This window comes from Acinetobacter sp. ABJ-A23_2, assembly GCF_044538765.1.
In the GTDB taxonomy this organism is placed as follows: Bacteria; Pseudomonadota; Gammaproteobacteria; order Pseudomonadales; family Moraxellaceae; genus Acinetobacter; species Acinetobacter nosocomialis_A.
Window position 1 is genome coordinate 16,452 of the sequence record NZ_JBIUCP010000040.1, and the last position, 23,789, is coordinate 40,240.

Below are 23,789 nucleotides of genomic sequence, written 5' to 3' on the forward strand. Positions count from 1 at the left end.
TTGTGCATCCCTTTTTTATTTAAGAATCTATAAATTATAAAAGGTTAGGTATGAATACTCGTCATTTTAGTCAACTACCAAAAGCGGCATTGGCTTATCCAAAAGTAGTGCAAGGTTTAATTTTTAAAAAACCGAAAGGTCCAAAAATATTACCGCAAGTTGAATATGTGGTAGATACCCTAGAAATTGATCAGAACCACCTCAAAGCTTATAACGAAGTATGTGGCTTCAAAAATAATGGCTTTGTACCCGCAATTTATTTGGCTGTGCTTTCTCAAAGTTTGCAAATGCACATGATGACGGCAGAAGCCTTTCCATTTCCGATTTTAGGTTTAGTCCATATTCGTAACCAGATTAAACAAACCAGACCAATTGGTGTAACTGAAAAACTAACCTTGTCATGCAAATTTGGGGAACTAAAACCGCATGATAAAGGTGTTCAGTTTGACTTTATTACCACGGCAAAAGTTGGCAATGAAGTAGTGATGGAAGGCTTAACGACTTATTTATCTCGTCAAAAAGTCGAGAAAAGAGTAGGTGAGAAAGCCAAAGAAGAACAAGCGCCAGTTTATGTTCCAAAGGCAGAGTGGGATATTTTAGAAAACACAGGCCGCCGTTATGCGAAAGTGTCTGGAGATTTTAACTTAATTCATATTCATGCTATTACAGCAAAAGCATTTGGCTTTAAACAAGCCATTGCGCATGGTATGTGGAGCAAGGCTAAAGCATTAGCGAATCTTGAATTACCAAATGCTTATGAAGCAGATGTGTGGTTTAAACTACCAATGTTCTTACCATCAAAAGTTGAGTTTTTAACTGCCAATGCAGATAAAAAAACTGATTTCTTGATTCGTAATGCGAAATCGCAAAAACCGCATGTTGCAGGAACTGTAAAAGCATTATAAAAATATCAGCAGCCTGAACAGATGTTTGGGCTGCTTTTGAGCAAAATAACAAAAAATGCAAGGAACTTCATGTGATTAAAGAGATTTTACTGGCCGATACCCATAACTATCACGGTATTTTAGATGAACGTTTTATTGATTTAGCTCACCAGTTCAGCCGTCTTCAAGATGCTAGAACTGGACAAGGTGGAGCTGCATTAGCGGTTTATTTTAGAGGCCAGAAAGTTGTAGATATTTATACAGGTCTCAAATCACAAACTGAAGCTTGGCAACCCGATACTTTGGCAGTTTGCTATTCTACAGGTAAAGGCGTACTTGCAACCTTAGCGCATATTTTAGTAAGTGAAGGTTTTTTAGAATACGATAAACCGATTGCGACTTATTGGCCTGAATTTGCTCAAAATGGTAAAGAGCAAATGACTTTACGTCATGTGCTAAGTCATCAAAGTGGTATGTTTGATGTTCGAAATATTATCGAAAGTGCAAGAGAAATGCTCGACTGGTCTCATATGTTAAACGTGATTGCAGCGACTAAGCCTAGATTCCTTGCCGGAGAGGGCAATGCTTATCAAGCTTTAACATTTGGCTGGCTTGTCGGTGGAGTACTTGAAAAAGCAACTGGTCAATCTTTAGATCAGCTCATGCAAAAATATCTCGTTGAGCCTTTGCAGTTAGACGGTGCTTATTTTGGTACACCTGCAAGTGAGCTAGATCGTGTAGCACGTTTAATTATTCAACCAAAACCTGAAAAACCAGCGGCTCCCCAAGTTGAAAAACCTAAAAAGCCTCAAGCACGCAAGAGTTCACTCTCTGAAAAAATGATTACGTGGACTGGACAAGACCCGCAAGATTTTCAGGATGCCATGATTCCAAAAGGAATGAAGCATTTTAGTTTCTTTAGTGATGAAGGGTTACAAGCAGTCATTCCAGCGGCGAACGGCACGTTTACTGCAAATAGTCTTGCTAAAATTTATGCGATGCTGGCAAATCACGGTGAATGGGATGGACAGCAACTTATTCGCCCAGAAATATTTAAAGAGCTCAGTACTATTCAAAGTTATGCACGTGATCGTGTCATGCCAATTCCGATGAATTGGCGTTTAGGATATCACCGCATTATTACCATGGGTAAACGCGCTAAAAATGGCTTTGGGCATATTGGTTACAATGGTTCAGGGGCGTGGTGCGATCCTGAGCGCGACCTGAGTTTTGCCTATATTCATAATTTTCAAATTGGTTCAATCACGGGTGATTACCGTTTGTGGGGGCTGACTCAAGAAGCCTTACGTTGCACTGACCAAATTTTAAAAGGTCGTAAAGGCTGGTTCTAATTTTAGTATTTTAAAGCTGGCATTCTAATCAATGCCAGCTTCTATATTTATAATAATTCTAGGCGAATAATCGCTTCGGTATGGCGCTTGAAGTCTTCTTCAGCTAAACCATGTAAACCAAGTTTATAAATCCCTTCTAAGCCGCAAACAAAGGCAATGAGTCGCCATGCAATGTCTGTGGAATTTGATCTGTTTTTAAATTCACCTTCTTTTTGGCCACACTCAATCGCTTGCACAATTGTTTGATGCCAATTCTGCATGGCAAGGTTATAAGCCTGTTGTATTTCAATATCTTGCTCAATCAAGAGTTCAGCTTCATTCCATAAACGTAAGTAGGGCTGAAGTCTGTCGATATTTTCTGCACCTAATAAGATGAAGAGTCTTTGAAATTGGCTGGTTGTTTGGAGAGTTTGTTCAATTTCATCGAGCTGTTCCATCAGCTTTAAAAAAGCTTCAGCTTTTAAGTGAGATGCCGAAGAAAAGTGGTGGTGAACTTGTCCGGTAGAGGTTTGTGCTTCTGTTGCGATTCTACGTACCGTCATGGCAGTAAAACCTTCAGCCAAAGCAACTTGCATGGCAGCTTGCAGAATCATTTCTCTGCGTTGATCGCGATTAAGATAGGCCATGTTTCTTTCACCTGACTGAATTCGACACAAATTACATTAAAACTAAAAGTTGGACAAGTGTCCAATTGTGTATATAATAACCATGATTTGAACACATGTCCAAGTTTTGGATATTGAAGAGCGTTATGCAAAAAAAATGGTTAATCCTGACAATTATCGTCCTTATATATTTACCAGTTACGATTGATGCAACGGTGATGCATGTTGCAACACCATCTTTAAGTGCAGCATTGAATTTAACTGCCAATCAGCTTTTATGGGTCATTGATATTTATTCACTGATTATGGCGGGTTTGATTTTGCCGATGGGTGCACTTGGCGATCGTATTGGCTTTAAAAAATTATTATTTATTGGAACTGCAGTTTTTGGTGTGGGTTCGTTAGCTGCGGCTTTTTCTCCAACTGCCTATGCCTTAATTGCTTCTCGTGCTGTCTTAGGGCTAGGGGCAGCTATGCTTATTCCTGCCACTTTATCAGGCATCCGTAATGCTTTTACCGAAGAAAAGCAGAGAAATTTTGCACTTGGTCTTTGGTCTACAGTGGGTGGTGGTGGAGCAGCTTTTGGTCCATTAGTTGGTGGTTTTGTACTAGAACACTTCCATTGGGGAGCTGTATTCCTTATCAATATCCCGATTATTTTGGTGGTTCTAGTTATGATTGCGATCATCATCCCTAAACAACAAGAGAAGACTGATCAGCCAATTAATTTAGGGCAAGCTTTAATTTTGGTCGTAGCCATTTTAAGCCTGATCTATTCAATCAAATCGGCTATGTACAGCTTTTCGGTACTTACAGTCGTGATGTTTGTAATTGGTATAAGTACTTTAATCCACTTCATCCGAAGCCAAAAAAGAGCTACGACGCCAATGATTGATCTGGAATTGTTTAAACATCCAGTGATTTCTACCAGCATTGTCATGGCTGTTGTTTCCATGATTGCTTTGGTTGGTTTTGAATTACTCTTGTCTCAAGAGTTGCAGTTTGTACATGGTTTTTCTCCATTACAGGCAGCCATGTTTATTATTCCATTCATGATTGCAATTAGTTTAGGTGGTCCATTAGCTGGTATTTGCTTGAATAAGTGGGGGCTTAGACTTGTATCGAGTCTAGGGATTTTAATTAGTGCACTCAGTCTATGGGGACTAGCTCAGCTTAACTTCTCGACCGATCATTTTTTAGCATGGACGTGTATGGTGTTTTTAGGCTTTAGCATTGAGATTGCCTTACTGGCTTCAACTGCTGCGATTATGTCATCGGTACCGCCTCAAAAGGCAAGTGCAGCAGGTGCGATTGAAGGTATGGCTTATGAGCTTGGTGCTGGTTTGGGCGTTGCTATATTTGGGTTAATGTTATCTTGGTTTTATAGCCGCTCAATTATTTTACCAGCCGAGCTTCCGACGAGCTTAATTGAAAAAGCGAGTATCTCGATTGGTGAAACCATGCAATTAGCTTCTAACCTTGAAAGCCCTTTGGGAGGGCAATTAATTGCAGTTGCTCAGCAAGCTTTTAGCTATGCGCATAGTTGGGTGCTTACAATTTCAGCTATTTGTTTCTTCCTTTTAACTGTATTTGTCTGGTTTAGCTTTCCTAAGAAAGTAAACTAAAATAAAGGGTAAAAAGCGAGACAATCTTTCTTTTTACCCTTAAATGTCTTTTTAATATTTTCTTTATAATAAATTTAGTTATTTAATTCTCATAAATAAACTATTGCTTAATAAATTTCATGTTTTTATTTCAAAATGATTCAATGTTCATCTATTTGAAATTTAATAAAAAATTATTAACTTGAAAATTGACTGGAAAAAAATGGTTTGTTAACCTGCTATTCGAAAATCTAAAACAAATAAAAGAGGCTACTGTGAATTTTAAATTAAAAACATCACTCATTATTGGAGCAATTGTTGCATCTTCACTTGTATATGCCGCAACTGTACTTTCACCAAATCAGAATAATAATAGTGGATCAATTCCGTCGGGTTATTCAGATTTAGAATTTTCTTTAGCTAATGGAAATTGGGTCAAAAATCTCTCTTTACCAGCAAGTGCTAATAATTCGGACAAAATTACAATTCGTTCTAGTGCTGCCTATAGTAGTTATTTAGATACTTCTAATACGAATATTCCGTTAGAAGTGTTGAAGATAAATAGTGGAGATGTTTATCAATTCATCTTTAATAGCAGTCAAAATAAATGGATTGCTCAGCTAGCGACGGTTAGTCCTACCAATGGTACTAACTATGAGGTCGTACCTTTAACAACCGCATCAATGCAAAAAGTACTCATTCAAAATGACAAATGGGCACAAACGATTGCATTACCAAGTGATGTACGTGACGGAACAACCGTACAAGTTGTTTCTACGGCAAGTGCAAGCTCAGAGATTGATAAAACCAACTTACTTTTCCCGAGCAGTTTTACATTAAAAAATGGCTCTGAATATTGGTTTAAATATTATTCTGCTTTAGGAAAATGGGTTCCAGAATATATAAAACCTCAGAAGCTAAATGTTCAGCAAATCGGAACATCTTTAGCCGCGGTAAGTAGCCCGCTAACGGAAGTTTCATTTGGAGATGGAAATTGGGTTTCCAATTTCACTTTACCGAGCACTGCAAGTGATCGGGATAGAATTATTATCAAGTCTACAGCGACTTGGTCTGCAAAAATTAATAATACCAATGTTAATAGCCAAGCGACTTTAACGCTTAAAACAGGCGATCAATATGAGTTTATGTATATAAGCGACAAAGGATATTGGCAACTGATCTCTTCACCTACAAAGGTCATTGATTCAACGGCAACAATCCCTGCAACTTTACCGAATATGACTCAACCCACTTTAAAGGTAAAACTGTCTACATCAAATTGGCAGCCGACCTTGCAGCTACCAGCTCAAGCTCAAGTCGGGGATAAGGTGGTTATTGTGTCGAATGCATCGGCAGACACTTTGATTAATGCGGCTAATGGTTTGTCTACTGCAATTAAAAATGGTGAAAATCGCCGTTTTATTTACACCGCTCAAGGTTGGACACTAGATAGTTATACAATTGATATGTTGTTAATTTCTAGTCCAGAAGTAAATTCAATTTTAGGAGAGAGCGCTGCAAAACTTAGAATGATTGAAGGCGTAAATTTAACGAATTTAACTGCTGAAAATTCGAATGCACGCTTTTACTTAAGAGATGTAGGTTATCTGACTTATAAAATTCCTGCTGCCACTTTAAAAGAAGCAATTTCTACTGGACGAGATGACACGACGGTACAAAATGAGCGTAAACGTGTATTGGCAGACGGTGTTTATTATCAAGGTAATGAACCTGGTGACGGCGGTTGTGGTTGGGCTTGGATTAATGCTTCTGCATATAACATGATTGGTGCAAATGATATTGCAGGTTGTTCTGTTGCAGCTATGCGTCATGAAGTCGGGCACAATCTTGGCCTGTACCATAATGGTTCAACCAATATTGGTTCAGGTTTTGCCCATCCGTTAGGAAGTACCGCAATGGGTGGTAATAATATTAATTTTTACTCTAGCCCGTATCTGTATAACCCTAAATATGGTGTACGTTTAGGTGTAGAAGGAAAAATTGATGCTGTCAGTGTCATTAACCTGAATGCGCAGAAAATTTCTCTATATAACTAATCTCTATTTTAGCTGTAAATAATGAAGAAAAATAAATTGTTAATAGGAACTGCTATCGCTGGTGTGGCGTTAGCAGTTTTAATCTGGTTTGCTTTTTCACAGCAAAGTTCTTCTGCTTTAACGTCGCCTTTAGAAGGTCGGCAAGAGTCTGGGTCAAAAATAGCAGATAATCAAAATGGTTTGGTCCGTCAAAATATGCTGAATTTGAGTCCGTCAGAAAAGGAAAAATTATCTCAGCAACAAATTGTTTTTAATGAAATAGAAAAAGATCAGCTTTCTTCTAATGTTAATTTTCCGCTACTTAAAAATGCGAAAGGTATGGTCATTAAATATGATCCAAATGTGATTGAGCTTAAGAAAGTGGGTGACACTGTTAAGTTTCAAATGTTGGAATATGGCATTAATCGCACAGGAAAAATTGTAGAGATCGAACCTGTTGATCAAGATATTGTTCGGTGGACTGGAAAATTTGATCAGGGCGATCCAAATCAGAATTTCTTTACTATTACTCAAAGTCAAAAAGACCACTATACGGTCATGCAAATTTTTACCGAGAAAGGAAATTATTCGGCTGAAATTAAGGATGGTGTAGGGCTAGTGCAAACGATAGATGAAGGTGTAACTGATCAAGAGCTACATCATGATCATCCGTAGGCAAATAAAAGCTTCTGGCTTTGAAAAAGAGAGTGGTTCGCAGTTTATCTGTACGGATATGAGCTTTATGCGTTCACACTCTTTTAAAAACAAAGTATGCTTATGCCTGTAATAAGGAGCATACATGTATCAAGTACTTGCTAGAAAATACCGTCCACGTAATTTCAATGAGTTAGTGGGGCAAAACCATGTTTCTCGTGCATTAAGTAGTGCATTGGAACGCGGTCGTCTTCACCATGCTTATTTATTTACAGGAACGCGTGGTGTAGGTAAAACTACAATTGCACGTATTTTAGCCAAGTGTTTGAACTGTGAAACAGGTGTGACTGCTACACCATGTGAAGTTTGTGCAACGTGTAAGGCGGTAAATGAAGGCCGTTTTATTGATCTGATCGAAATCGATGCTGCTTCAAGAACAAAAGTAGAAGATACTCGTGAACTATTAGACAACGTTCCTTATGCACCAACGCAAGGTCGTTTTAAAGTTTACCTGATTGACGAAGTACATATGCTATCGACGCATTCTTTTAATGCGTTATTAAAAACACTAGAAGAACCACCAGAACACGTTAAGTTTCTGTTTGCTACGACTGACCCACAAAAGCTACCGATTACGGTCATTTCACGTTGTTTGCAATTTACTTTACGACCTTTAGCTGTAGATGAAATTACTAAGCACCTTGGCGCTATTCTTGAAAAAGAGCAAATTAATGCTGATCAGGATGCAATTTGGCAAATTGCTGAATCTGCTCAAGGTTCACTGCGAGATGCACTATCTTTAACTGACCAAGCGATTGCTTATGGACAGGGTGCTGTACATCATCAAGATGTTAAAGAAATGCTTGGCTTGATTGACCGTACAATTATTTATGATTTGATTTTAGCGGTTCATCAAAACCAACGTGAGAAAGTTAGTCAGCTTTTATTGCAATTTAGACATCAAGCGCTAGATGTTTCACTGGTGCTTGATCAGTTGATTTCGACATTGCATGAATTGGCAATTTTACAATATCTACCTGATTTGAGTTTGAAATATAGCGATGAAATCAATCGCAAAATTATGCAACTGTCTAAGCTAATTTCTGCTCAAGATTTGCAGCTTTATTACCAAATCGCATGTAAAGGCCGTTCAGACTTGCAACTTGCTGTGACGCAAGAGCAAGGTTTTGAAATGTGTATTTTACGCTTATTGGCATTCCGTCCTTTAGCACCAAATGAAATTTTAGTTTCAGAGCCTGTTCAACAAAATGGACAAGCAGAAATAGGTTTAAATTCGCAAGCTCAGCCCATAGCTCAAGAGATTACTCCTATGAGTGCTGTTCAGCCTGTTGAAGTTATTAGCCAACCCGCTATGGTTGAACCTGAACCTGAACCTGAACCTGAACCTGAACCTGAACCTGAACCTGAACCTGAACCTGAACCTGAACCTGAACCTGAACCTGAACCTGAACCTGAACCTGAACCTGAACCTCAGTCTAATCAGGATCTAATGGTATTTGATCCAAATTATCATGAGCTGATTGGACTTGAGTCAGCAGTTGTTCAAGAGACCGTTAGTGTTCTGGAAGAAGATTTCATTCCGGTACCAGAACAAAAGTTAGTACAAGTTCAGGCAGAAGTCCAAACTAAAAATATTGAACCTGAACCAGCTTTTATTGCTGAGTCTCAAGGTTTATTTGAAACGCCTAACGCTGAATTTTCGCTGGCCCAAGATACGCCTGATCTTGTTCCTGAACCTGTTATTGAACAACAGTCATTTGTACAACCCGAAGTGGTTGTTGAAACTGTTACAGCTGTAAAAGAATCTAGCGCAATTGATAACGGGCAGTTGATGCCTCAGGATATTTTGAAGCTTTCTGCTCAAGTTTTGGAAGGTGAGTGGACACTTGAGAAATGGGAATACTGGTTTAGAAACAGCCAGCTTTCTCCAGCCGTCCAAGAACTTGCTCAACATGGTGTAATGACTGGTGAAATTGGCGGCAATACAGTTTTCCATATTCCTCAAGAATATGAAAATATGTTGACCCAATTACAACAAGGCCTCATTGATGCTTTAAAACAACAATGGCCAAATACACAATTTACGGTTGAGTATGGTACAGTTAATACATCTACACCCTATGTCATGCAAAGCATTCGTAAAGAAAAAGCTTTCCATAGAGCGACAGAGCTATTACAGCAACAACCTGTCATTAAAAGCCTCATAGAAACTTTTGATGGCGAACTCCAAAATATTCAATTAAAGCCTTAAATTTACGTGATTTTTGATCTGGTGAGAAATGTGGAAATAATAGAATTTTCATATTTTTCACTGGATTGAAATATTCAGGTCACGCCACTGTCATTGTACTTTTCTATGTTAGCCATTTTAGATTTTAAATGGACTATATATCGTCATGAAAAGGCAATGCACCGGAACAACTTCCTTTAAATATTCTTATTTTTTATTAATCGGCGCCATTCTGCTGAGTGGCTGTAACGACTCCGTAAATGATAATTCAAATACATCAGAAACAGGTAAAAAGCCTGTCATGCGCTGTGCCCCTTAAACTTAAATAATAAAAAGAACCTGATCATGATTACACGTCGTAAATTTTTAAATTACTCTTTAAATATGGGTTTTGGTGCTGCGGCATTGGCAGCTTTTCCATCGAGTATTCAAAAAGCTTTAGCAATTCCTGCAAATAATAAAACGGGTACCATTCAAGATATTGAGCACGTTATTATTTTAATGCAGGAAAACCGATCTTTTGATCATTACTTTGGTACGTTAAAAGGCGTTCGAGGTTTTGCTGACCGCTTTACAATTCCTTTGCCAAATGGTCGTAATGTTTGGGAACAGCTTAGACGTAATGGGCAAGTTTTAACGCCTTTTCATTTAGACGGCACAGCCAATAATGCACAGCGTGCAGATGGCACACCACATACATGGAACGATAGTCAGTTGGCATGGGACAATGGCCGCATGGCGAATTGGCCAACTTATAAGACCGACATATCTATGGGCTATTTTAAAGAGAAAGAAATTCCATATCAGTTTGCACTTGCCAATGCCTTTACGATTTGTGATGCCTACCATTGTTCTATGCACACTGGAACAGATGCGAACCGATCTTTTCATTTAACGGGTACAAATGGTGCAACACCGACCAAGCGTTCATTTGTAAACAATGAGTGGGACTGGATTGATGGTAACCCAGCGACAGCAGACCGTGGTTATACATGGAAAACCTATGCTGAACGCTTGGAAGAAGCAGGTGTTAGCTGGATTTGCTATCAAAATATGCCGGATGAATGGGGCGATAACATGCTTGGTGCATTTCGTACGTTTAGAAAGGCGAACATTGCATCTGGCTATCCTGTTGCAAGTGGTGGTGAACCAAACAAACCCTACGCCGATACAGGTCAAAAACTACCGTATAAAGCCTATGATGCGGCTACTGATAATGCCAAAAATCCACTTTATAAAGGCATTGCAAATACACTACCGGGCAATAAACCCGAAGAGTACCTTGACGCTTTTAAAAGAGACATTCGTGAGGGTAAATTACCACAAGTATCTTGGATTAATGCGCCATCAATTTACTGTGAACATCCAGATCCTTCAAGTCCAGTTCAAGGGGCATGGTTTATTCAAGAAATTATTGATGCATTAACTGCTGTGCCAGAAGTCTGGAGTAAAACAGCACTGCTTATTAACTTCGATGAAAATGATGGTTACTTTGACCATGTACCGTCACCATCTGCGCCATCTCGACTTGCAAATGGTCAGTATGCTGGCAAATCGACATTAAGTAGTGCTGACATGCAGGATGAATATTTTGATCATGCTGCGCCTGAAGGAAGCCATTCTCAGCCTACACCTGATGGACGTGTTTATGGTCCGGGTCCTCGTGTTCCTTTATATGTGATTTCTCCATGGAGTCGTGGTGGTTGGGTAAACTCGCAAGTGTTTGACCATACTTCTGTGCTCATGTTTTTAGAAAAACGTTTCGGTGTGAAAGAGCCGAATATCAGTCCATATCGCCGTGCGGTATGTGGTGATTTAACCAGTGCATTTAACTTTAAAACACCAAATGCAGATGTTTTACCGCAGCTGAGCGGTAAACAAACACGTGTGCAGGCAGATGCATTAAGGAAAAATCAAGAAGCCTTGCCAGCTGTACCTCTACCAACGGATACTAAGTTACCGATTCAGCAAAGTGGTATACGTCTATCACGTGCGTTACCTTATGAGCTGCACACCAGCGCACGCTGTAAAGCGGATGGTAAGGTGCAATTGATATTCTCTAATACAGGTACGCAAGCAGCGGTTTTTCATGTTTATGACAAACTCAACTTGGATCGTATTCCAAAGCGTTATATTGTCGAGCCGAATAAAACTTTAGATGATGAATGGGATGCTTTAAAAGATAACTTGGGCCGTTATGACCTATGGGTACTTGGCCCAAATGGCTACCATCGTCACTTTAAAGGTGATACTCAACATATTGTCGATAGTAGTGTTAAACCTGAAATTCGAGTGTGCTATGACATTGCCAATGGCGATGTGTATGTTGAACTCATGAATGATGGTACCAAGGATGCAATATTGACGGTAAAACCTTGTGCATATCGACAAGATGCGCCGTTACAACTTACCGTAAAGGCGGGGCAGGTTGTTAAGCAACATTGGGCTTTGGCTGATGTCGGGCATTGGTATGATTTTGAAATCACGAGTGAGAGTGATCCGTATTATTACCGACGTTTTGCGGGCCGAGTTGAAACGGGTGAAGACTCTTTTAGTGATCCCGCAATGATGTAAGTTTAGGTGGGCAAAAAGAAAAGATCATTTTCTTTTTGCCTCGTTTTTTTATAATAAAAAATTCTCTAATACTGCACGAACTGACTCAGAAATTGGAACAGTCTTACGCGTTTCACGATCTACAAACACATGCACAAAATGTCCTTGAGCTGAGGCTTGATCTTGACCTTGTTTAAAGATTGCCAATTCATAACGTAGTGAAGTCGTACCGATTTTACCAATCGCAACACCTACTTGAATAATTTCTGGAAATGATAACTCTTGTAAAAAGCTACAAGCTGAATCAACCACTAAGCCAATTGACTTTGCTTCATGAATATCAAAACCTGTTTTCTGAATGAGCAATGCATTGGCTGCTGTATCGAAGTAGCTATAGTAAGTCACATTATTCACATGACCATAAATATCGTTATCTGCCCAACGCGTTTGAATATCTAAAAAGAACTTAAATTGATCACGGGTTTTTAAAACTGGTTTAGTCATTAATGAATCGCCTGATAAATTGCCAAAGCAGCGGCTTCTGTCATGTCTCGTGGATTATTTTGTAGTAAGCGAGTTTGCAACATGGCATCTTGAGCAAGCCGAGGTAAGCTCGACTCATCAATACCCAAATCTCTAAGTTTTAAGGTCAAGCCACTACGGTCTAAGTGGTTCTGCATATGGTCAATAAACAGATCACACAAACCATCAGTACTGCCATTACTATATGGATCGAGCCATTGCATAAGCTCTGCATAGTATTTTTTTGCATTAGGTGCATTAAATTTTAATACTTCAACCAACACTAAGGCATTGGTATGCCCATGCGATAAATGAAAATGACCGCCCAATGGGTAAGCTAAAGCATGTACAGCGGCAACAGGCGAGTTTGCGAATGCTTGACCTGCGAGCATTGAACCGAACAGCATGTTTTGACGTGCTTCTAAATCATTACCATCTTTAAGAACTTTCGGTAAGTTATGGTTTAGTAGCTTCAAAGCATTCTTAGCTAAAATATCGGTGTATATATTCTTCTTGTGTTTAGAGGTATATGCCTCAATAGCATGTACCATCGCATCAATACCTGTTGCAGCAGTAATATGCGCCGGCAAGTTTTGAGTAAAGGTAGCATCAAGAATTGCTGTATCGGCATATAGTACTGGCGAGACAATCCCCATTTTTGTCGTCTCACCTGTAGTGACAATTGAGATTGGCGTTACTTCTGAGCCTGTACCGGCTGTAGTAGGAATCAAAATAAGCGGAAGACGAGCTGTAGTGACCTGATTCACGCCGTACATCTCATGCAAACTTTGGGTCTGGTTAGGGTGGGCGAGTAAAGCAATCACTTTTGCAACATCTAGAGAACTACCACCACCAAAACCAATAATGGCATCTACATTTTGCTGTTTTGCATAATTGGCTGCATCTAAGACCACTTGTTCTGGTGGGTCAGCTTGCACATCAGCGTAAATGACATGTTCAATATTGAGCGTATCTAAAATTTGAAGAATGGGTAGATGTAATTGATTTTTGATCATGCCTACATCGGTGACCAGTAATAACTTGCGGTAAGCTTTTGATGACAAAGTATTTTGTAATTCTTGTATAGAGCCTAAGCCAGAGATGATGTTTGGAACGGTTTGAAATTGAAAATGGCTCATATACGTTATTTCCTTATTCTTGAAAATTATTGTTGAACGGTTCTATAAGATTCAATCTTTAAATAACTTAGCATAAGACACTTTAAAATAAAGTAGTTCTGGGGCAATTATGTTGAGTGTTGTATAAGATGAGCATTGTTTTTATGTGCTCGAAATCGGATATTCAGGTAATGCACAAGTTATTTAAGAAGCCATTGAACGGTGGGCTTTTTGTTATTTATAGGGCTCTATAGATTTTCTGGCAAACTTCTAATTTATATAATGCCTTAACAATTGATAATTTTATTCGGTTCAAAAAAATGAAAATTTCTAAAACTTTACTTAGTGTTATTGGATGCACTTGCTTCATGCTTAGCTCCGCAGCGATGGCAAAAACCAACTCTGGTGTATATTCACCTCAAAAGGGTGTAATTTGTGACAAATACATTTGCGCAGACAAAAAGGGCGTGTCTAAAAAACTTACAGCTAAATACTTAGGCACTTATAAAGCGAATAAAGCGTTCTCTCAAGGCGATTTTGATACTTCAGCATTTACACTTTCAAATGGTGTGTTCTGTGATACCAAAACAAAACTATGTCATGTAGACCGATATTTCGAGAATGGTCATCGTAGCAAAATTGATAGGAATATGACTGATAAGCTATTTAAAAATAAATAATTTTCCTGTATTAAATAAGGTTTGTCTAAAACGATCAATAACTTAAAAGACAAAATTTTGTGTTTTAAGAAAAAATTATGCTATGTTTAATTACGCTTTAATGATGAGCAAGTTTAACTCATGAACTGTTTACTAAAAAAACTCAATACCACCACCACGACCTTTAAAAAAGGCTGCGTGTGATTTTTTATTAGAGCGACTTAATAAGATACCCCAACCCAGCCAATAATGGCTGGGTTTATTTTTCTCTGCTCATTATTGGTTTTTACAGAGAAAGATTATGGACTTAAGTAATAACTCAAAATCAGCTTTACTCGTCATTGATATGCAAAATGGTCTATTCAGAGCAAAGTCGACGCCATATAACCATCAACTCATACTTTCAAATATTCTCAAGCTGATTGAACATCATCGCTCGAATAGCAAGCAAATTATTTTTGTCCGTCATGTTGGCGAGAAAGATACGCCCTTAGATTCAAATAGCCCAAATACTCAGTTGATCGCAGATTTATCTCTTAATTCAGATAAAGATATTGTCATTGAGAAAAGATACCCGAGTAGCTTCAAGAATACTGACTTAAAAGAAGTTTTAGAGAAACTTGGTATTGATGAAATCATAGTGACAGGGATGAAAACGGAATATTGTATAGATACGACTATTAGAGCTGCTTCAGAGTTTGGATATAAAGTAACTTTAATCTCTGATGCTCATACAACATCTGATTCTATAACTTTAGATGCACAGCACATAATTGATCATCACAACCAAGTTTTTAGTAATGCTTTTGCTAATGTAAAAACTACTGAAGAGTTTCTGTATTAAATAATGACTATTAGCGATTGGTAGGGTTTTAATTATTAAGTATTTCTGTAAAATTGAGATGTTGCCTTAAACAACAATAAACCTTAATGATCAGCGCAAAGTCATAAGGGGAAGCCTACTTGAAAGAGTAGGCTTTTTTTATTTTATATGTAAAAGCCTTTCGATGAACTTTTAACATAAGAAAAAGCAAGAGATACAATTTATTTCTTATTGCCGCGATGGGTTAGTTTCAGTTCCAGATTATTAAGATCTATGACTTGATTAGATGAATCAACAAGTTTTAATTTGAGTTCATCATCTGAATTTTTCTTAAAAACTTTAACAACATCCCGATCTGGTTCAATGAAATTACCGCCAGACTCAAGCATAGCAAGCAAAACAATATTTAGGCTTTTACCTTTTTTGGTAAGTAAGTATTCTTTGCGCTCTCGTACACCTACTTCTTTATAAATTGATAACTCAAATATTTCTAATTCAATAAGATGTTTGAGACGATTAGATAAAATTTGCTTTGATATACCTGTATTTACTAAAAAATCATTAAATTTTGTTATCCCATAGAAAGCTTCTCTTAACAAGAGGATTGTCCATCTGTCATTCAATATTTCAGTAATTTTAAAGATTCCACATACATCTACGGGAAATTTATGATCTGGAATAATTTGATTTGACATTAGAGGGAGCTCCAATTAGGATGGGTCTATAATTTAGACCTAGAATTAATTCAGGTAGCATTATGCCATTTATAAATATACAAACTATAGAAGGTTTACTCGATAAAGACAGTAAGGCCGAACTTTTTAAACGGATAACAGACTTATTTGTAGAAATAGAGGGTAAGGGTAATCCGGCTTTTCGAGAGCATGTTTGGATTCGAATTGATGAATATCCACCTGAACAATGGCAATTAGGTAGCTTAAGGCCAACAAAGGAAATGATTGAGTTAATGACTGCATCTAAGTGATTTATTTAAAGCCCTATGAGTAGGGCTTTTATAATTGAGCATGGTTTTGCTGAAAATATATTTAGCGTATCTAATGAAAATAAAAATACAATTTTAGCTACTTTATCGACTGATTTATCAACTTTTAATCTATTGATAAACATTATTTTCCTTTTCAAGCCATCTGAGTTTTGACAAAATGCAACTTGTCACAATGGTCAACTCAAACCTGACAACAATTGATAGTTTAGTCAGGGTTTTGCAAGATTTTACGTGCAAAATACTTATTCATATGTAATTCAAGTGGTTGGAATAAATTTCTAATGGAAACGCAGTATAAGGTGTTATGTGTCTGTTTAGGAAATATCTGCCGTTCTCCCACGGCCGAAGTTGTTTTCAGACATTATTGTGATAAACATCAACTCAATATCATTGTCGATTCAGCTGGAACGAGCAATTATCATCCGAATAAAGCACCTGATCAGCGTAGCCAACTGCATGCGAAGAAAAGAGGCTATGACTTATCATCTTTACGTGCCAGACAACTTTCAACTCAAGACTTTTTAGATTTTGATTTGATTTTGGCAATGGATCATCAGAACTTTGAAGATATTCATGATTTGCTACAAAGCGCTATTTTTCAATTTGGTAGCCATCAAATTCGAGCAAAAGTAGCATTAATGAGTGAACATGATCCTCAATATCCAAAACAAGCTTTGCCTGATCCTTACTATGGCGGCGATGATGGTTTCGAGCGTGTACTTGACCAATGTGAATCAAGTACTCTGGCATGGATTAATGTCTTAAAAAAACAATTGAATGTTTAAGAATAGGTTTATCAATACAATGCAAATTCAAAATCAAGTACAGCTTAAGCCATTCAATACTTTAAGTTTAGATGTAACATCTTCTCATTATACTAAGATCACGTCTGTTGAAGACATTAAGGAAGCTTTAGATTTTGCTAAAGCGCATGAGCTAAATGTACTTGTATTATCTGGCGGTAGTAATATGTTGCTACCGCAGCAAATTAATGCGTTAGTCATTCATCTTGATATTCAGGGTATAGAAGTTTTATCTGAAGATCAGGATTTTGTTTGTGTCAAAGTAGGTGCAGGGCAAGTTTGGCACGATTTTGTTTTATATAGCACACAGCAGAACTGGTTTGGCTTGCAAAATTTAGCCCTTATTCCGGGCTTAGTCGGTGCTTCACCCGTACAGAATATTGGTGCTTATGGTGTTGAGGTTGGTGAGTTTATTGAGTCAGTACAAGTCTATGACCGTAAACTTAAAGAGACCCAATCAATTTTGGCGGCCGACTGTCATTTTTCTTATAGACATAGCATTTTTAAAGATGATCCGACACGCTACATCATTACGCATGTTACCTTTAAATTACTTAAACAAGCTCATTTAAAGCTGAATTATGGTGATTTAAAGCAAGCGGTTGGAGACGACCTAACTGCTGAGAATTTACAAAATCAGGTCATCCGTATTCGCCAAAGTAAATTACCCGATCCTAAAGAATATCCAAATGTAGGAAGTTTCTTTAAAAACCCGATTGTAAGTGCTCAAGAATTTGAACGCTTAATCACACAATTTTCAACAATTCCACATTATCCTCAAGCCAACGGCAACGTTAAAATTGCAGCGGGCTGGTTAATTGATCAAGCAGGTTGGAAAGGGAAACAACTTGGTGTAGTAGGGATGTTTCACAAACAAGCGTTGGTTTTGGTGAATTATGCCAATGCATCTCTTGCTGATGTAAAGAAAACTTATCAAGCTGTACAACATGATGTTGATCAGCGGTTCCATGTTATGTTAGAACCAGAGCCTGTGCTTTATAACAGTTTAGGTTTAATTGAAAATCATACGGAATAGGTCTATGCCAAAAGTACACTTGATGGTACGTTTTGTACAAGTAGTTACTGTGCTATTTGTACTATTAGGCTGTTTCGTGGTTTTTTTATATTCGCCATTTTACTCAAAACTTATTGTAGCTGGACTTAACTATTTTGTTCCGGTAGATGTGAATGAAGTGGCAGCGGAAAGCCAGCGACAAGCTGCATTAAGTGAACATGATAACTTAGAACCAGGTTCAAATTTATGGATTGCACGTCAAGCATATTTAAAGCTGACCGAAGATGCGATACGTGAAAAAAAGACAGAAGACTTGGGCTACATCCAAGAGAACTATAAAGCTTTGCAGCAAATTATTCTTTTAGAAGAAAAAGAACAAGAGCAGGAAGAAGATGACGACACCTCAGCTGTAAGTGTACCTCTAGTTGCTAAAAACTCAGAAATTGATGCTGCTGATGAAGCAAGTAGTCCTATTGATGAGGCACTTTTTATTAATAGTTCTGAAAACAAAGCGCTTACCGAACAATATACTGAGTTTTTAGCCAGAAAACCTGTCGTACCAGAACATCAGAAAGCGGTAAGTGAGCCTGAGCAGAAAGTTGAATATGTCCGTAAAAATCCGTTACCGACTCAACCTAAAAAGTTATCAGAACCATACGCTATTGTGGTGTTAGGTGGTGGTTTAACTTTAGATAAAAATGGCAAAGATATTGTAGTTAACAGCTATACACGATTAAGACTGGAAAAAACGCTAGAAGTTGAAAAGCAAAACCATTTACCCATTGTATTAAGTGGTGTTGAAGCTCCTTACATGCAGGCTTGGTTGAAAGAACGTGGCGTTGATGCAAAATTATTAGAACAAAGAAGTATGAATACTTGTGAGAATACTCGCTTTAGTTCATTGCTGCTTCAAAAGAAAGGTGGTGCACCTACGGTGATGTTAGTCACAGATGAATATCATATGCCGCGTACGCGCCGTCTATTTGCTTTGAATGGCATCGAAACGATTCCAGTGATTGCCCCAATGCCAACAGCACTTACACGTTGGCAACCAAGTACACAAAACTACGATCATAGTCGTCGTGCAAATTATGAATTACTTGCGACAATTCGTGACATGTTATTTGGTTCAAGTGATTGTCGAGAGGTGCCTTAATGTCTGAGATTCCATTTCTCAATCCTGCCGTATTAAAACAATTAGATTTACCGGTGCCTAACCGTGATCTCACTCCGCAAGTTTTAAGTCCACTTAATTTAAATACATTAGAAGAACCTTCTCGTGAACTTTTAGCATACCGAAAATTATATGGTTTGCATTTGCTCGACTGTGACCATTGGCAAGGCTATGTTCAAATGCCTTTATTTCGTTTACATGTCCAAGTTTTTAAGCCTAAAGTAGATAAAGTACAGGGAACTGTATGTTTGTTACATGGTTATCTTGAACATAGCGGGATATATCAACCCATCATTCGTGAAATACTTGAACAAGGCTTTAGTGTAATTACCTATGATTTACCTGGTCATGGTTTGAGCAATGGTTCACCAGCAAGTATTCAAAATTTTGATCATTACCAGCAAGTTCTAATGGCTGTTTATCGGTATGTAAAACATGCAGATCAATTACCTAAACCTTGGGTTGGTATAGGTCAAAGTACGGGGGGGGCAATTTGGATGCACCACCTGCTTGAGTATGCAGAAAAAAGACAAGACCCAATTGTTGATAGAGTTTTATTGCTTTCTCCATTAATTCGACCTGCTAAAACTGCATGGTGGCATAATCCAGTAGGACTCGGCATTATTCGCCGCATAAAGCGTCAGGTTCCTAGACACTTTCGACGCAATAACCATAACCCTGAATTTTTAAGATTTATCCGTTTAAAAGATCCGTTACAGCCACGCATGATGGGTATGGACTGGATTTTGGCAATGTCAAAATGGATGCAGGAAATGGAAGAACGACCAGCTTGCCGTATTCCTGTCTGGTTGGCTCAAGGAGCGTTAGATCAAACGGTAGACTGGCGTTATAACATTGAGTTTATTCGCCGTAAATTTAGACTTCAAACATTATTAATGCTTGAAGAGGGGTCTCACCAATTAATTAATGAACGTGCAGATATTCGTGCGGCTTTAACTGGTTTGATTCCAGCCTTTTTACATGCTAAGCCGAAACATTTTTATTATTAAAAGATTAATGCACTCACTCTAGTCAATAGATTGAGTGCATCAGTTAATTAAATCAGATGATTATTTTAAGCTTTGATAAAGTTCTACGAAATTTTTATATACTGAAGATTGCTTTTGCGGTGAATACATATTTCGCTCAATAATACCTTTATCAGTTTTAACTAATACATTAATATTTTTCGCGTTTTTAAATTCCTGTAAGAATTGACTTGGAATAATAAAGTATGTCGTCGAGTGCTTAGGAACAAGGCGACTGACATTTGTTTTCTCAGTAGCTTGAGCTGGTTTATAACTGAATTGTTTCCCATCAATATCAAATACTAATGAATTAATATCATAGAAGTTATAACTACTACTTAAATGTACATCTACACGGACTTGGTTTTTCTGTTGCTCATTCCATTTAACGAGTAAGCTTGGACAAAGTTCTGTAGGTAAGCAATTAAGCTGACCCGCTGTCTTTACCTCAGATGTTGTTGTCGTGGTATTAGACTTATACGAAGTCGTACTACAAGCTGCTGTAAGTAAACAAGTACCTAATAAAAATAGGGCTTTTTTCATAATGTAATTCCAAGAAAGCACGTTTAATATTATTTATCTTAGAGATGATAAATTTTACCCTTCATTAAAGAGTTTTGGGGCTTAAAAAAGTAAATGGTTTTGCAATTTTAAAGTCAGAAGTCGCATCTCCAGCATAGATATGGCTTTGCTCGGGACCGAGATCCAGTCTACGCGTTTTACCATCTTTAAAATTTATTTTCTTCAAGTCGACCCAAAATACATTTGGTGATAAGGCTGATTCAAAAAAATAAAGCATCTGTTTATGGTCTGCAACAGTTCTCCAGCGAGTCGATGAAATATTAGGCTCTTCTTGTGTATTTAATCCATATGGAACAGAGGCATTCCGAATAACACTAAATACAGAAGCCTGAGCTTGTTTCATATCATCAGTTTTTGGAATTGCATTAATATAAAATGATGCTCGTGCAAAACGGTCAGAAGCACGGTTAGTACCCGGAAGCATAACGGTACCGCCGATTTGTTTCCAATATTCAGCAAGTGCGAGCTGTTTATCAAATGTAGGGGAATTAGTCATAATTTGATAACTTCGGCTGTGATGAATCACTTGTTTTCCGCCAATATATTCAATGATTGCACTATCGCCTGTTTTATCGGAAATAGATAAATGGAGTGTTGTGAGCCTTGATTCGCCCGGAACGCTATCTGTCACGATTGTATAGGGCTCTTTCTCTAGAGCTTTAACGGCTTCGTCAACGGTTGCAAAATTATCGAGTACATACTGTGCCCAAGCTGCGATGCTTAATAATGGTTTATTAGATTTTTTTACATCTGGATATTGGGATTCGACTAACCATAAGACATTAGCGACCAAACCAGCCTCATTCATTCCATCGGTTGTAGCAACTTCATAACCTGTAGCAATAACGCTGCCATATTTAGACGTCCATTTTATTGAATTTGGTCCTGCACTCCCATCACGAGCAACACCACTCGGCAAAATCCATAAATTTGTGCCTGTATCAACCTTCCAGTCCATTGAGCGGGCTGTAATAACATGTTGGTCATTGCCTAAATATACCGCACGTGTACAAGCGGCTGCATAGCTACTTAAACCAACAGCAAGAGCAATAAAAGTGGGAATGAATGTTTTTTTTAACATGAGTGAACACCTTCTTGTTATAACAATTTGAGGATATTTATTTAATAAAATTAAAGTGTGTATATTATTTATACTTTTATAGTAGGTGAAAAATATAGCAAAGACAAATTAATAACAGAATTTTATTTAAATAAAAATCACATAATAAGTTAGAAAATAGAAGGGCATCACAATAAAGATGATGCCCAAATAATCAATCTAATTTAAATTAAAAATGATTGGCATCGGCCATATTCCACATACGGTAATAGAAATTATCATCATCATTTTTTAGTTCAGATTGTAAAAGTTCTCCTTCTTTCAAGAAGAAATGCAATTGAGCATAGTTCTTGATTTCACGGTCATTTACACGCTGAGCCAAATGATGAGCTTTAATATCTGAAGGATGGCGTAAACCAGCAGCAGCAATCATTTCTGATAAGGCATGTAATGTATTTTTATGGAAATTAAATACGCGCTCTGCTTTAGTAGGTACATGTAGTGCTTTTTGACGGTCTTTATCTTGAGTTGCTACACCTACAGGACATTGGTTGGTATGACAACTTTGCGCTTGAATACAACCCACAGCAAACATAAAACCACGTGCTGAGTTAACCCAATCTGCACCTAATGCAAAAGTACTGGCAATATCAAATGCGCTAATAATTTTGCCACTTGCACCAATTTTAACTTGGTCTCTTAGTCCTGCACCTACAAGCGTGTTATGTACAAAACGTAAGCCTTCACGTAATGGGGTGCCAATATAGTCACTAAACTCAATTGGTGCTGCACCAGTACCACCTTCAGAGCCATCTACCACAATAAAATCCGGAACAATTTTTGTTTCAAGCATCGCTTTTACAATGCTCATAAATTGCCAAGGTTGCCCAATACATAGTTTAAAACCAACTGGTTTACCACCAGATAATGTGCGCAATTTCTGTAAGAAATGCATCATTTCAATTGGTGTTGAAAAGCTAGAGTGTTTTGCTGGTGAAATACAGTCATGGTCACGTGAAACGCCACGAATTTCGGCAATTTCTGCGGTAATTTTATGTTTAGGTAAAATGCCGCCATGACCAGGTTTAGCACCTTGTGAAAGTTTCAACTCAATCATTTTAATTTGTGGCAATTGAGACTGTTTAGCAAACTTTTGTTCGTCAAATTTCCCATCTAAAGTTCGACAACCAAAATAACCACTGGCAATTTGCCAAACAATATCACCGCCATTTTCTAAATGATAAGGGCTGAGACTACCTTCACCAGTGTCGTGATAGAAACCACCTAATTGCGCTCCTTTGTTCAATGCACGTATTGCATTCGCACTTAAACTACCAAAGCTCATGGCAGAAATATTCATAATGGATGCACTATAGGGTTGAAGGCATTGTGCATTACCAATTTGAATACGAAAACTCTTAGGATCTGCCGGTGGGCATGGACTAATTGAGTGCACAATAAAACGATAATCTTGTTGGTATACATCAATGATTGAGCCAAAAGGTTTATCCGCATTTTCATTTTTAGCGCGTTGATAAACTAAGCTTCTTTGCATACGCGAGAAAGGTAGGGCATCTTGATCGGCTTCAATAAAGTATTGGCGAATTTCAGGACGTATATCTTCAAATAAAAAACGGAAATGGCCCATAATTGGGTAATTTCTTAAGATAGAGTGTCTATTTTGTAAGACGTCATATAAACCCAATAGGCTCAATGCACTAGTGACTACCCATAAACCATTGAGTAGTGTGTCTGAAATAAAATAATAGATACTATGAGGGGTGTATACGGTTCTAAACCACGTGATACTGAGTGCAGTAAAAATACACAAGAACCAGAGAGAATGGCGTGAAAAGAATGTATTGAGAAATTTATGTCGAATGATTTGTGCCGGACTCGCCATATGTGAACAAATTCCTAATGTTTTACTGGCTTCGTTTAAATCCTCAGCATCCAAATGTAGATTATGCCTACTATGTACGTGGCGTATCTAATATGGAGATGAACTACGACAGCTTATTGCGTTACACGTCTTTGCAACAATCACACCGTGACATCAG

Annotated in this window: 21 protein-coding genes and 1 pseudogene; 15 read left to right on the forward strand and 7 right to left on the reverse strand. The window is 37.9% G+C overall.

Features of this window, described 5'->3' with window-relative positions:
- The first annotated feature begins 50 nt into the window (after positions 1-50).
- Complete coding sequence (locus ACH63V_RS13660) at positions 51-905, forward strand: MaoC family dehydratase (protein ID WP_396463805.1); 855 nt, start codon at positions 51-53, stop codon at positions 903-905.
- 71 nt (positions 906-976) lie between these two features.
- Positions 977-2,236 (forward strand): serine hydrolase domain-containing protein, encoded by a 1,260-nt coding sequence (locus tag ACH63V_RS13665; protein WP_311070623.1) that lies wholly within the window; start codon positions 977-979, stop codon positions 2,234-2,236.
- Between the two features lie 47 nt (positions 2,237-2,283).
- Here the strand turns inward: ACH63V_RS13665 and ACH63V_RS13670 are convergent, their stop codons facing one another.
- On the reverse strand, positions 2,284-2,862 hold the full coding sequence (locus tag ACH63V_RS13670; protein ID WP_284085832.1) for a TetR family transcriptional regulator: 579 nt from the start codon (positions 2,860-2,862) through the stop codon (positions 2,284-2,286).
- 125 nt (positions 2,863-2,987) lie between these two features.
- Here ACH63V_RS13670 and amvA point away from each other — a divergent pair, with 125 nt between their 5' ends.
- From amvA to ACH63V_RS13695, 5 genes are all read left to right on the forward strand, one after another.
- Positions 2,988-4,466 carry a multidrug efflux MFS transporter AmvA gene (gene amvA, locus ACH63V_RS13675; RefSeq protein ID WP_396463806.1) on the forward strand — a complete coding sequence of 493 codons (1,479 nt, stop codon included), beginning with the start codon at positions 2,988-2,990 and terminating at the stop codon, positions 4,464-4,466.
- Positions 4,467-4,720: 254 nt separating this feature from the next.
- Positions 4,721-6,502 carry a metalloendopeptidase CpaA gene (gene cpaA, locus ACH63V_RS13680; RefSeq protein ID WP_396463807.1) on the forward strand — a complete coding sequence of 594 codons (1,782 nt, stop codon included), beginning with the start codon at positions 4,721-4,723 and terminating at the stop codon, positions 6,500-6,502.
- Positions 6,503-6,523: 21 nt separating this feature from the next.
- Positions 6,524-7,156, forward strand: a complete 633-nt coding sequence (cpaB, locus tag ACH63V_RS13685) for a metalloprotease secretion chaperone CpaB (protein ID WP_396463808.1) — start codon at positions 6,524-6,526, stop codon at positions 7,154-7,156.
- A gap of 124 nt (positions 7,157-7,280) precedes the next feature.
- Entirely contained in the window at positions 7,281-9,407 is a 2,127-nt protein-coding gene (locus tag ACH63V_RS13690) for a DNA polymerase III subunit gamma/tau (RefSeq protein WP_396463809.1), read from the forward strand.
- A 324-nt stretch (positions 9,408-9,731) separates the two neighbouring features.
- Positions 9,732-11,960 (forward strand): phosphocholine-specific phospholipase C, encoded by a 2,229-nt coding sequence (locus tag ACH63V_RS13695; RefSeq protein ID WP_396463810.1) that lies wholly within the window; start codon positions 9,732-9,734, stop codon positions 11,958-11,960.
- A 48-nt stretch (positions 11,961-12,008) separates the two neighbouring features.
- Here the strand turns inward: ACH63V_RS13695 and ACH63V_RS13700 are convergent, their stop codons facing one another.
- Positions 12,009-12,443 (reverse strand): thioesterase family protein, encoded by a 435-nt coding sequence (locus ACH63V_RS13700; RefSeq protein WP_312326646.1) that lies wholly within the window; start codon positions 12,441-12,443, stop codon positions 12,009-12,011.
- Positions 12,443-13,600 carry an iron-containing alcohol dehydrogenase gene (locus ACH63V_RS13705; protein ID WP_396463811.1) on the reverse strand — a complete coding sequence of 386 codons (1,158 nt, stop codon included), beginning with the start codon at positions 13,598-13,600 and terminating at the stop codon, positions 12,443-12,445. The genes ACH63V_RS13700 and ACH63V_RS13705 overlap by 1 nt, the downstream gene beginning before the upstream one ends.
- A gap of 299 nt (positions 13,601-13,899) precedes the next feature.
- Between ACH63V_RS13705 and ACH63V_RS13710 the strand changes: the two genes are divergently transcribed.
- The gene (locus ACH63V_RS13710; RefSeq protein WP_396463812.1) at positions 13,900-14,259 is read left to right on the forward strand and encodes a YcgJ family protein; all 360 of its coding nucleotides are present in this window, start codon (positions 13,900-13,902) and stop codon (positions 14,257-14,259) included.
- A gap of 280 nt (positions 14,260-14,539) precedes the next feature.
- Positions 14,540-15,082, forward strand: coding sequence for a cysteine hydrolase family protein (locus ACH63V_RS13715; protein WP_396463813.1), 543 nt, complete (start codon positions 14,540-14,542; stop codon positions 15,080-15,082).
- A 200-nt stretch (positions 15,083-15,282) separates the two neighbouring features.
- Here ACH63V_RS13715 and ACH63V_RS13720 read toward each other — a convergent pair whose 3' ends face one another.
- Positions 15,283-15,756: a winged helix-turn-helix transcriptional regulator gene (locus ACH63V_RS13720; protein ID WP_396463814.1), complete on the reverse strand. Its 474-nt coding sequence runs from the start codon at positions 15,754-15,756 to the stop codon at positions 15,283-15,285.
- A 62-nt stretch (positions 15,757-15,818) separates the two neighbouring features.
- Between ACH63V_RS13720 and ACH63V_RS13725 the strand changes: the two genes are divergently transcribed.
- The 5 genes from ACH63V_RS13725 to ACH63V_RS13745 all read left to right on the forward strand — a co-directional run bounded on the left by ACH63V_RS13725 (position 15,819) and on the right by ACH63V_RS13745 (position 20,069).
- Positions 15,819-16,046: a tautomerase family protein gene (locus tag ACH63V_RS13725; protein ID WP_209048224.1), complete on the forward strand. Its 228-nt coding sequence runs from the start codon at positions 15,819-15,821 to the stop codon at positions 16,044-16,046.
- Between the two features lie 302 nt (positions 16,047-16,348).
- On the forward strand, positions 16,349-16,852 hold the full coding sequence (locus ACH63V_RS13730) for a low molecular weight protein-tyrosine-phosphatase (protein WP_396463815.1): 504 nt from the start codon (positions 16,349-16,351) through the stop codon (positions 16,850-16,852).
- A gap of 19 nt (positions 16,853-16,871) precedes the next feature.
- Positions 16,872-17,906, forward strand: a complete 1,035-nt coding sequence (gene murB, locus ACH63V_RS13735; RefSeq protein WP_396463816.1) for a UDP-N-acetylmuramate dehydrogenase — start codon at positions 16,872-16,874, stop codon at positions 17,904-17,906.
- A gap of 4 nt (positions 17,907-17,910) precedes the next feature.
- A complete protein-coding gene (locus ACH63V_RS13740) occupies positions 17,911-19,041 on the forward strand; it encodes a YdcF family protein (RefSeq protein WP_311070648.1) in 1,131 nt (376 codons plus the stop codon).
- Positions 19,041-20,069 (forward strand): alpha/beta hydrolase, encoded by a 1,029-nt coding sequence (locus tag ACH63V_RS13745; protein ID WP_263613936.1) that lies wholly within the window; start codon positions 19,041-19,043, stop codon positions 20,067-20,069. The genes ACH63V_RS13740 and ACH63V_RS13745 overlap by 1 nt, the downstream gene beginning before the upstream one ends.
- 60 nt (positions 20,070-20,129) lie before the next feature.
- Here the strand turns inward: ACH63V_RS13745 and ACH63V_RS13750 are convergent, their stop codons facing one another.
- The 3 genes from ACH63V_RS13750 to ACH63V_RS13760 all read right to left on the reverse strand — a co-directional run bounded on the left by ACH63V_RS13750 (position 20,130) and on the right by ACH63V_RS13760 (position 23,632).
- Positions 20,130-20,633 (reverse strand): hypothetical protein, encoded by a 504-nt coding sequence (locus tag ACH63V_RS13750; protein ID WP_081404935.1) that lies wholly within the window; start codon positions 20,631-20,633, stop codon positions 20,130-20,132.
- A 61-nt stretch (positions 20,634-20,694) separates the two neighbouring features.
- Positions 20,695-21,750 (reverse strand): linear amide C-N hydrolase, encoded by a 1,056-nt coding sequence (locus tag ACH63V_RS13755; RefSeq protein ID WP_263613935.1) that lies wholly within the window; start codon positions 21,748-21,750, stop codon positions 20,695-20,697.
- 208 nt (positions 21,751-21,958) lie between these two features.
- Entirely contained in the window at positions 21,959-23,632 is a 1,674-nt protein-coding gene (locus ACH63V_RS13760; protein ID WP_274786156.1) for an FMN-binding glutamate synthase family protein, read from the reverse strand.
- A gap of 26 nt (positions 23,633-23,658) precedes the next feature.
- Between ACH63V_RS13760 and ACH63V_RS13765 the strand changes: the two are divergent.
- Positions 23,659-23,789 (forward strand): annotated as a pseudogene (locus ACH63V_RS13765) (tetratricopeptide repeat protein); the annotation flags it as partial.

Excerpts from the sequence above, each read along its gene's own strand:
- ACH63V_RS13660 (WP_396463805.1), top strand. The coding sequence starts at position 51 with ATGAATACTCGTCATTTTAGTCAACTACCAAAAGCGGCATTGGCTTAT.
- ACH63V_RS13670 (WP_284085832.1), bottom strand. The coding sequence starts at position 2,862 with ATGGCCTATCTTAATCGCGATCAACGCAGAGAAATGATTCTGCAAGCT.
- amvA (WP_396463806.1), top strand. The coding sequence starts at position 2,988 with ATGCAAAAAAAATGGTTAATCCTGACAATTATCGTCCTTATATATTTA.
- cpaB (WP_396463808.1), top strand. The coding sequence starts at position 6,524 with ATGAAGAAAAATAAATTGTTAATAGGAACTGCTATCGCTGGTGTGGCG.
- ACH63V_RS13690 (WP_396463809.1), top strand. The coding sequence starts at position 7,281 with ATGTATCAAGTACTTGCTAGAAAATACCGTCCACGTAATTTCAATGAG.
- ACH63V_RS13695 (WP_396463810.1), top strand. The coding sequence starts at position 9,732 with ATGATTACACGTCGTAAATTTTTAAATTACTCTTTAAATATGGGTTTT.
- ACH63V_RS13700 (WP_312326646.1), bottom strand. The coding sequence starts at position 12,443 with ATGACTAAACCAGTTTTAAAAACCCGTGATCAATTTAAGTTCTTTTTA.
- ACH63V_RS13705 (WP_396463811.1), bottom strand. The coding sequence starts at position 13,600 with ATGAGCCATTTTCAATTTCAAACCGTTCCAAACATCATCTCTGGCTTA.
- ACH63V_RS13710 (WP_396463812.1), top strand. The coding sequence starts at position 13,900 with ATGAAAATTTCTAAAACTTTACTTAGTGTTATTGGATGCACTTGCTTC.
- ACH63V_RS13715 (WP_396463813.1), top strand. The coding sequence starts at position 14,540 with ATGGACTTAAGTAATAACTCAAAATCAGCTTTACTCGTCATTGATATG.
- ACH63V_RS13720 (WP_396463814.1), bottom strand. The coding sequence starts at position 15,756 with ATGTCAAATCAAATTATTCCAGATCATAAATTTCCCGTAGATGTATGT.
- ACH63V_RS13725 (WP_209048224.1), top strand. The coding sequence starts at position 15,819 with ATGCCATTTATAAATATACAAACTATAGAAGGTTTACTCGATAAAGAC.
- ACH63V_RS13730 (WP_396463815.1), top strand. The coding sequence starts at position 16,349 with ATGGAAACGCAGTATAAGGTGTTATGTGTCTGTTTAGGAAATATCTGC.
- murB (WP_396463816.1), top strand. The coding sequence starts at position 16,872 with ATGCAAATTCAAAATCAAGTACAGCTTAAGCCATTCAATACTTTAAGT.
- ACH63V_RS13740 (WP_311070648.1), top strand. The coding sequence starts at position 17,911 with ATGCCAAAAGTACACTTGATGGTACGTTTTGTACAAGTAGTTACTGTG.
- ACH63V_RS13745 (WP_263613936.1), top strand. The coding sequence starts at position 19,041 with ATGTCTGAGATTCCATTTCTCAATCCTGCCGTATTAAAACAATTAGAT.
- ACH63V_RS13755 (WP_263613935.1), bottom strand. The coding sequence starts at position 21,750 with ATGTTAAAAAAAACATTCATTCCCACTTTTATTGCTCTTGCTGTTGGT.
- ACH63V_RS13760 (WP_274786156.1), bottom strand. The coding sequence starts at position 23,632 with ATGGCGAGTCCGGCACAAATCATTCGACATAAATTTCTCAATACATTC.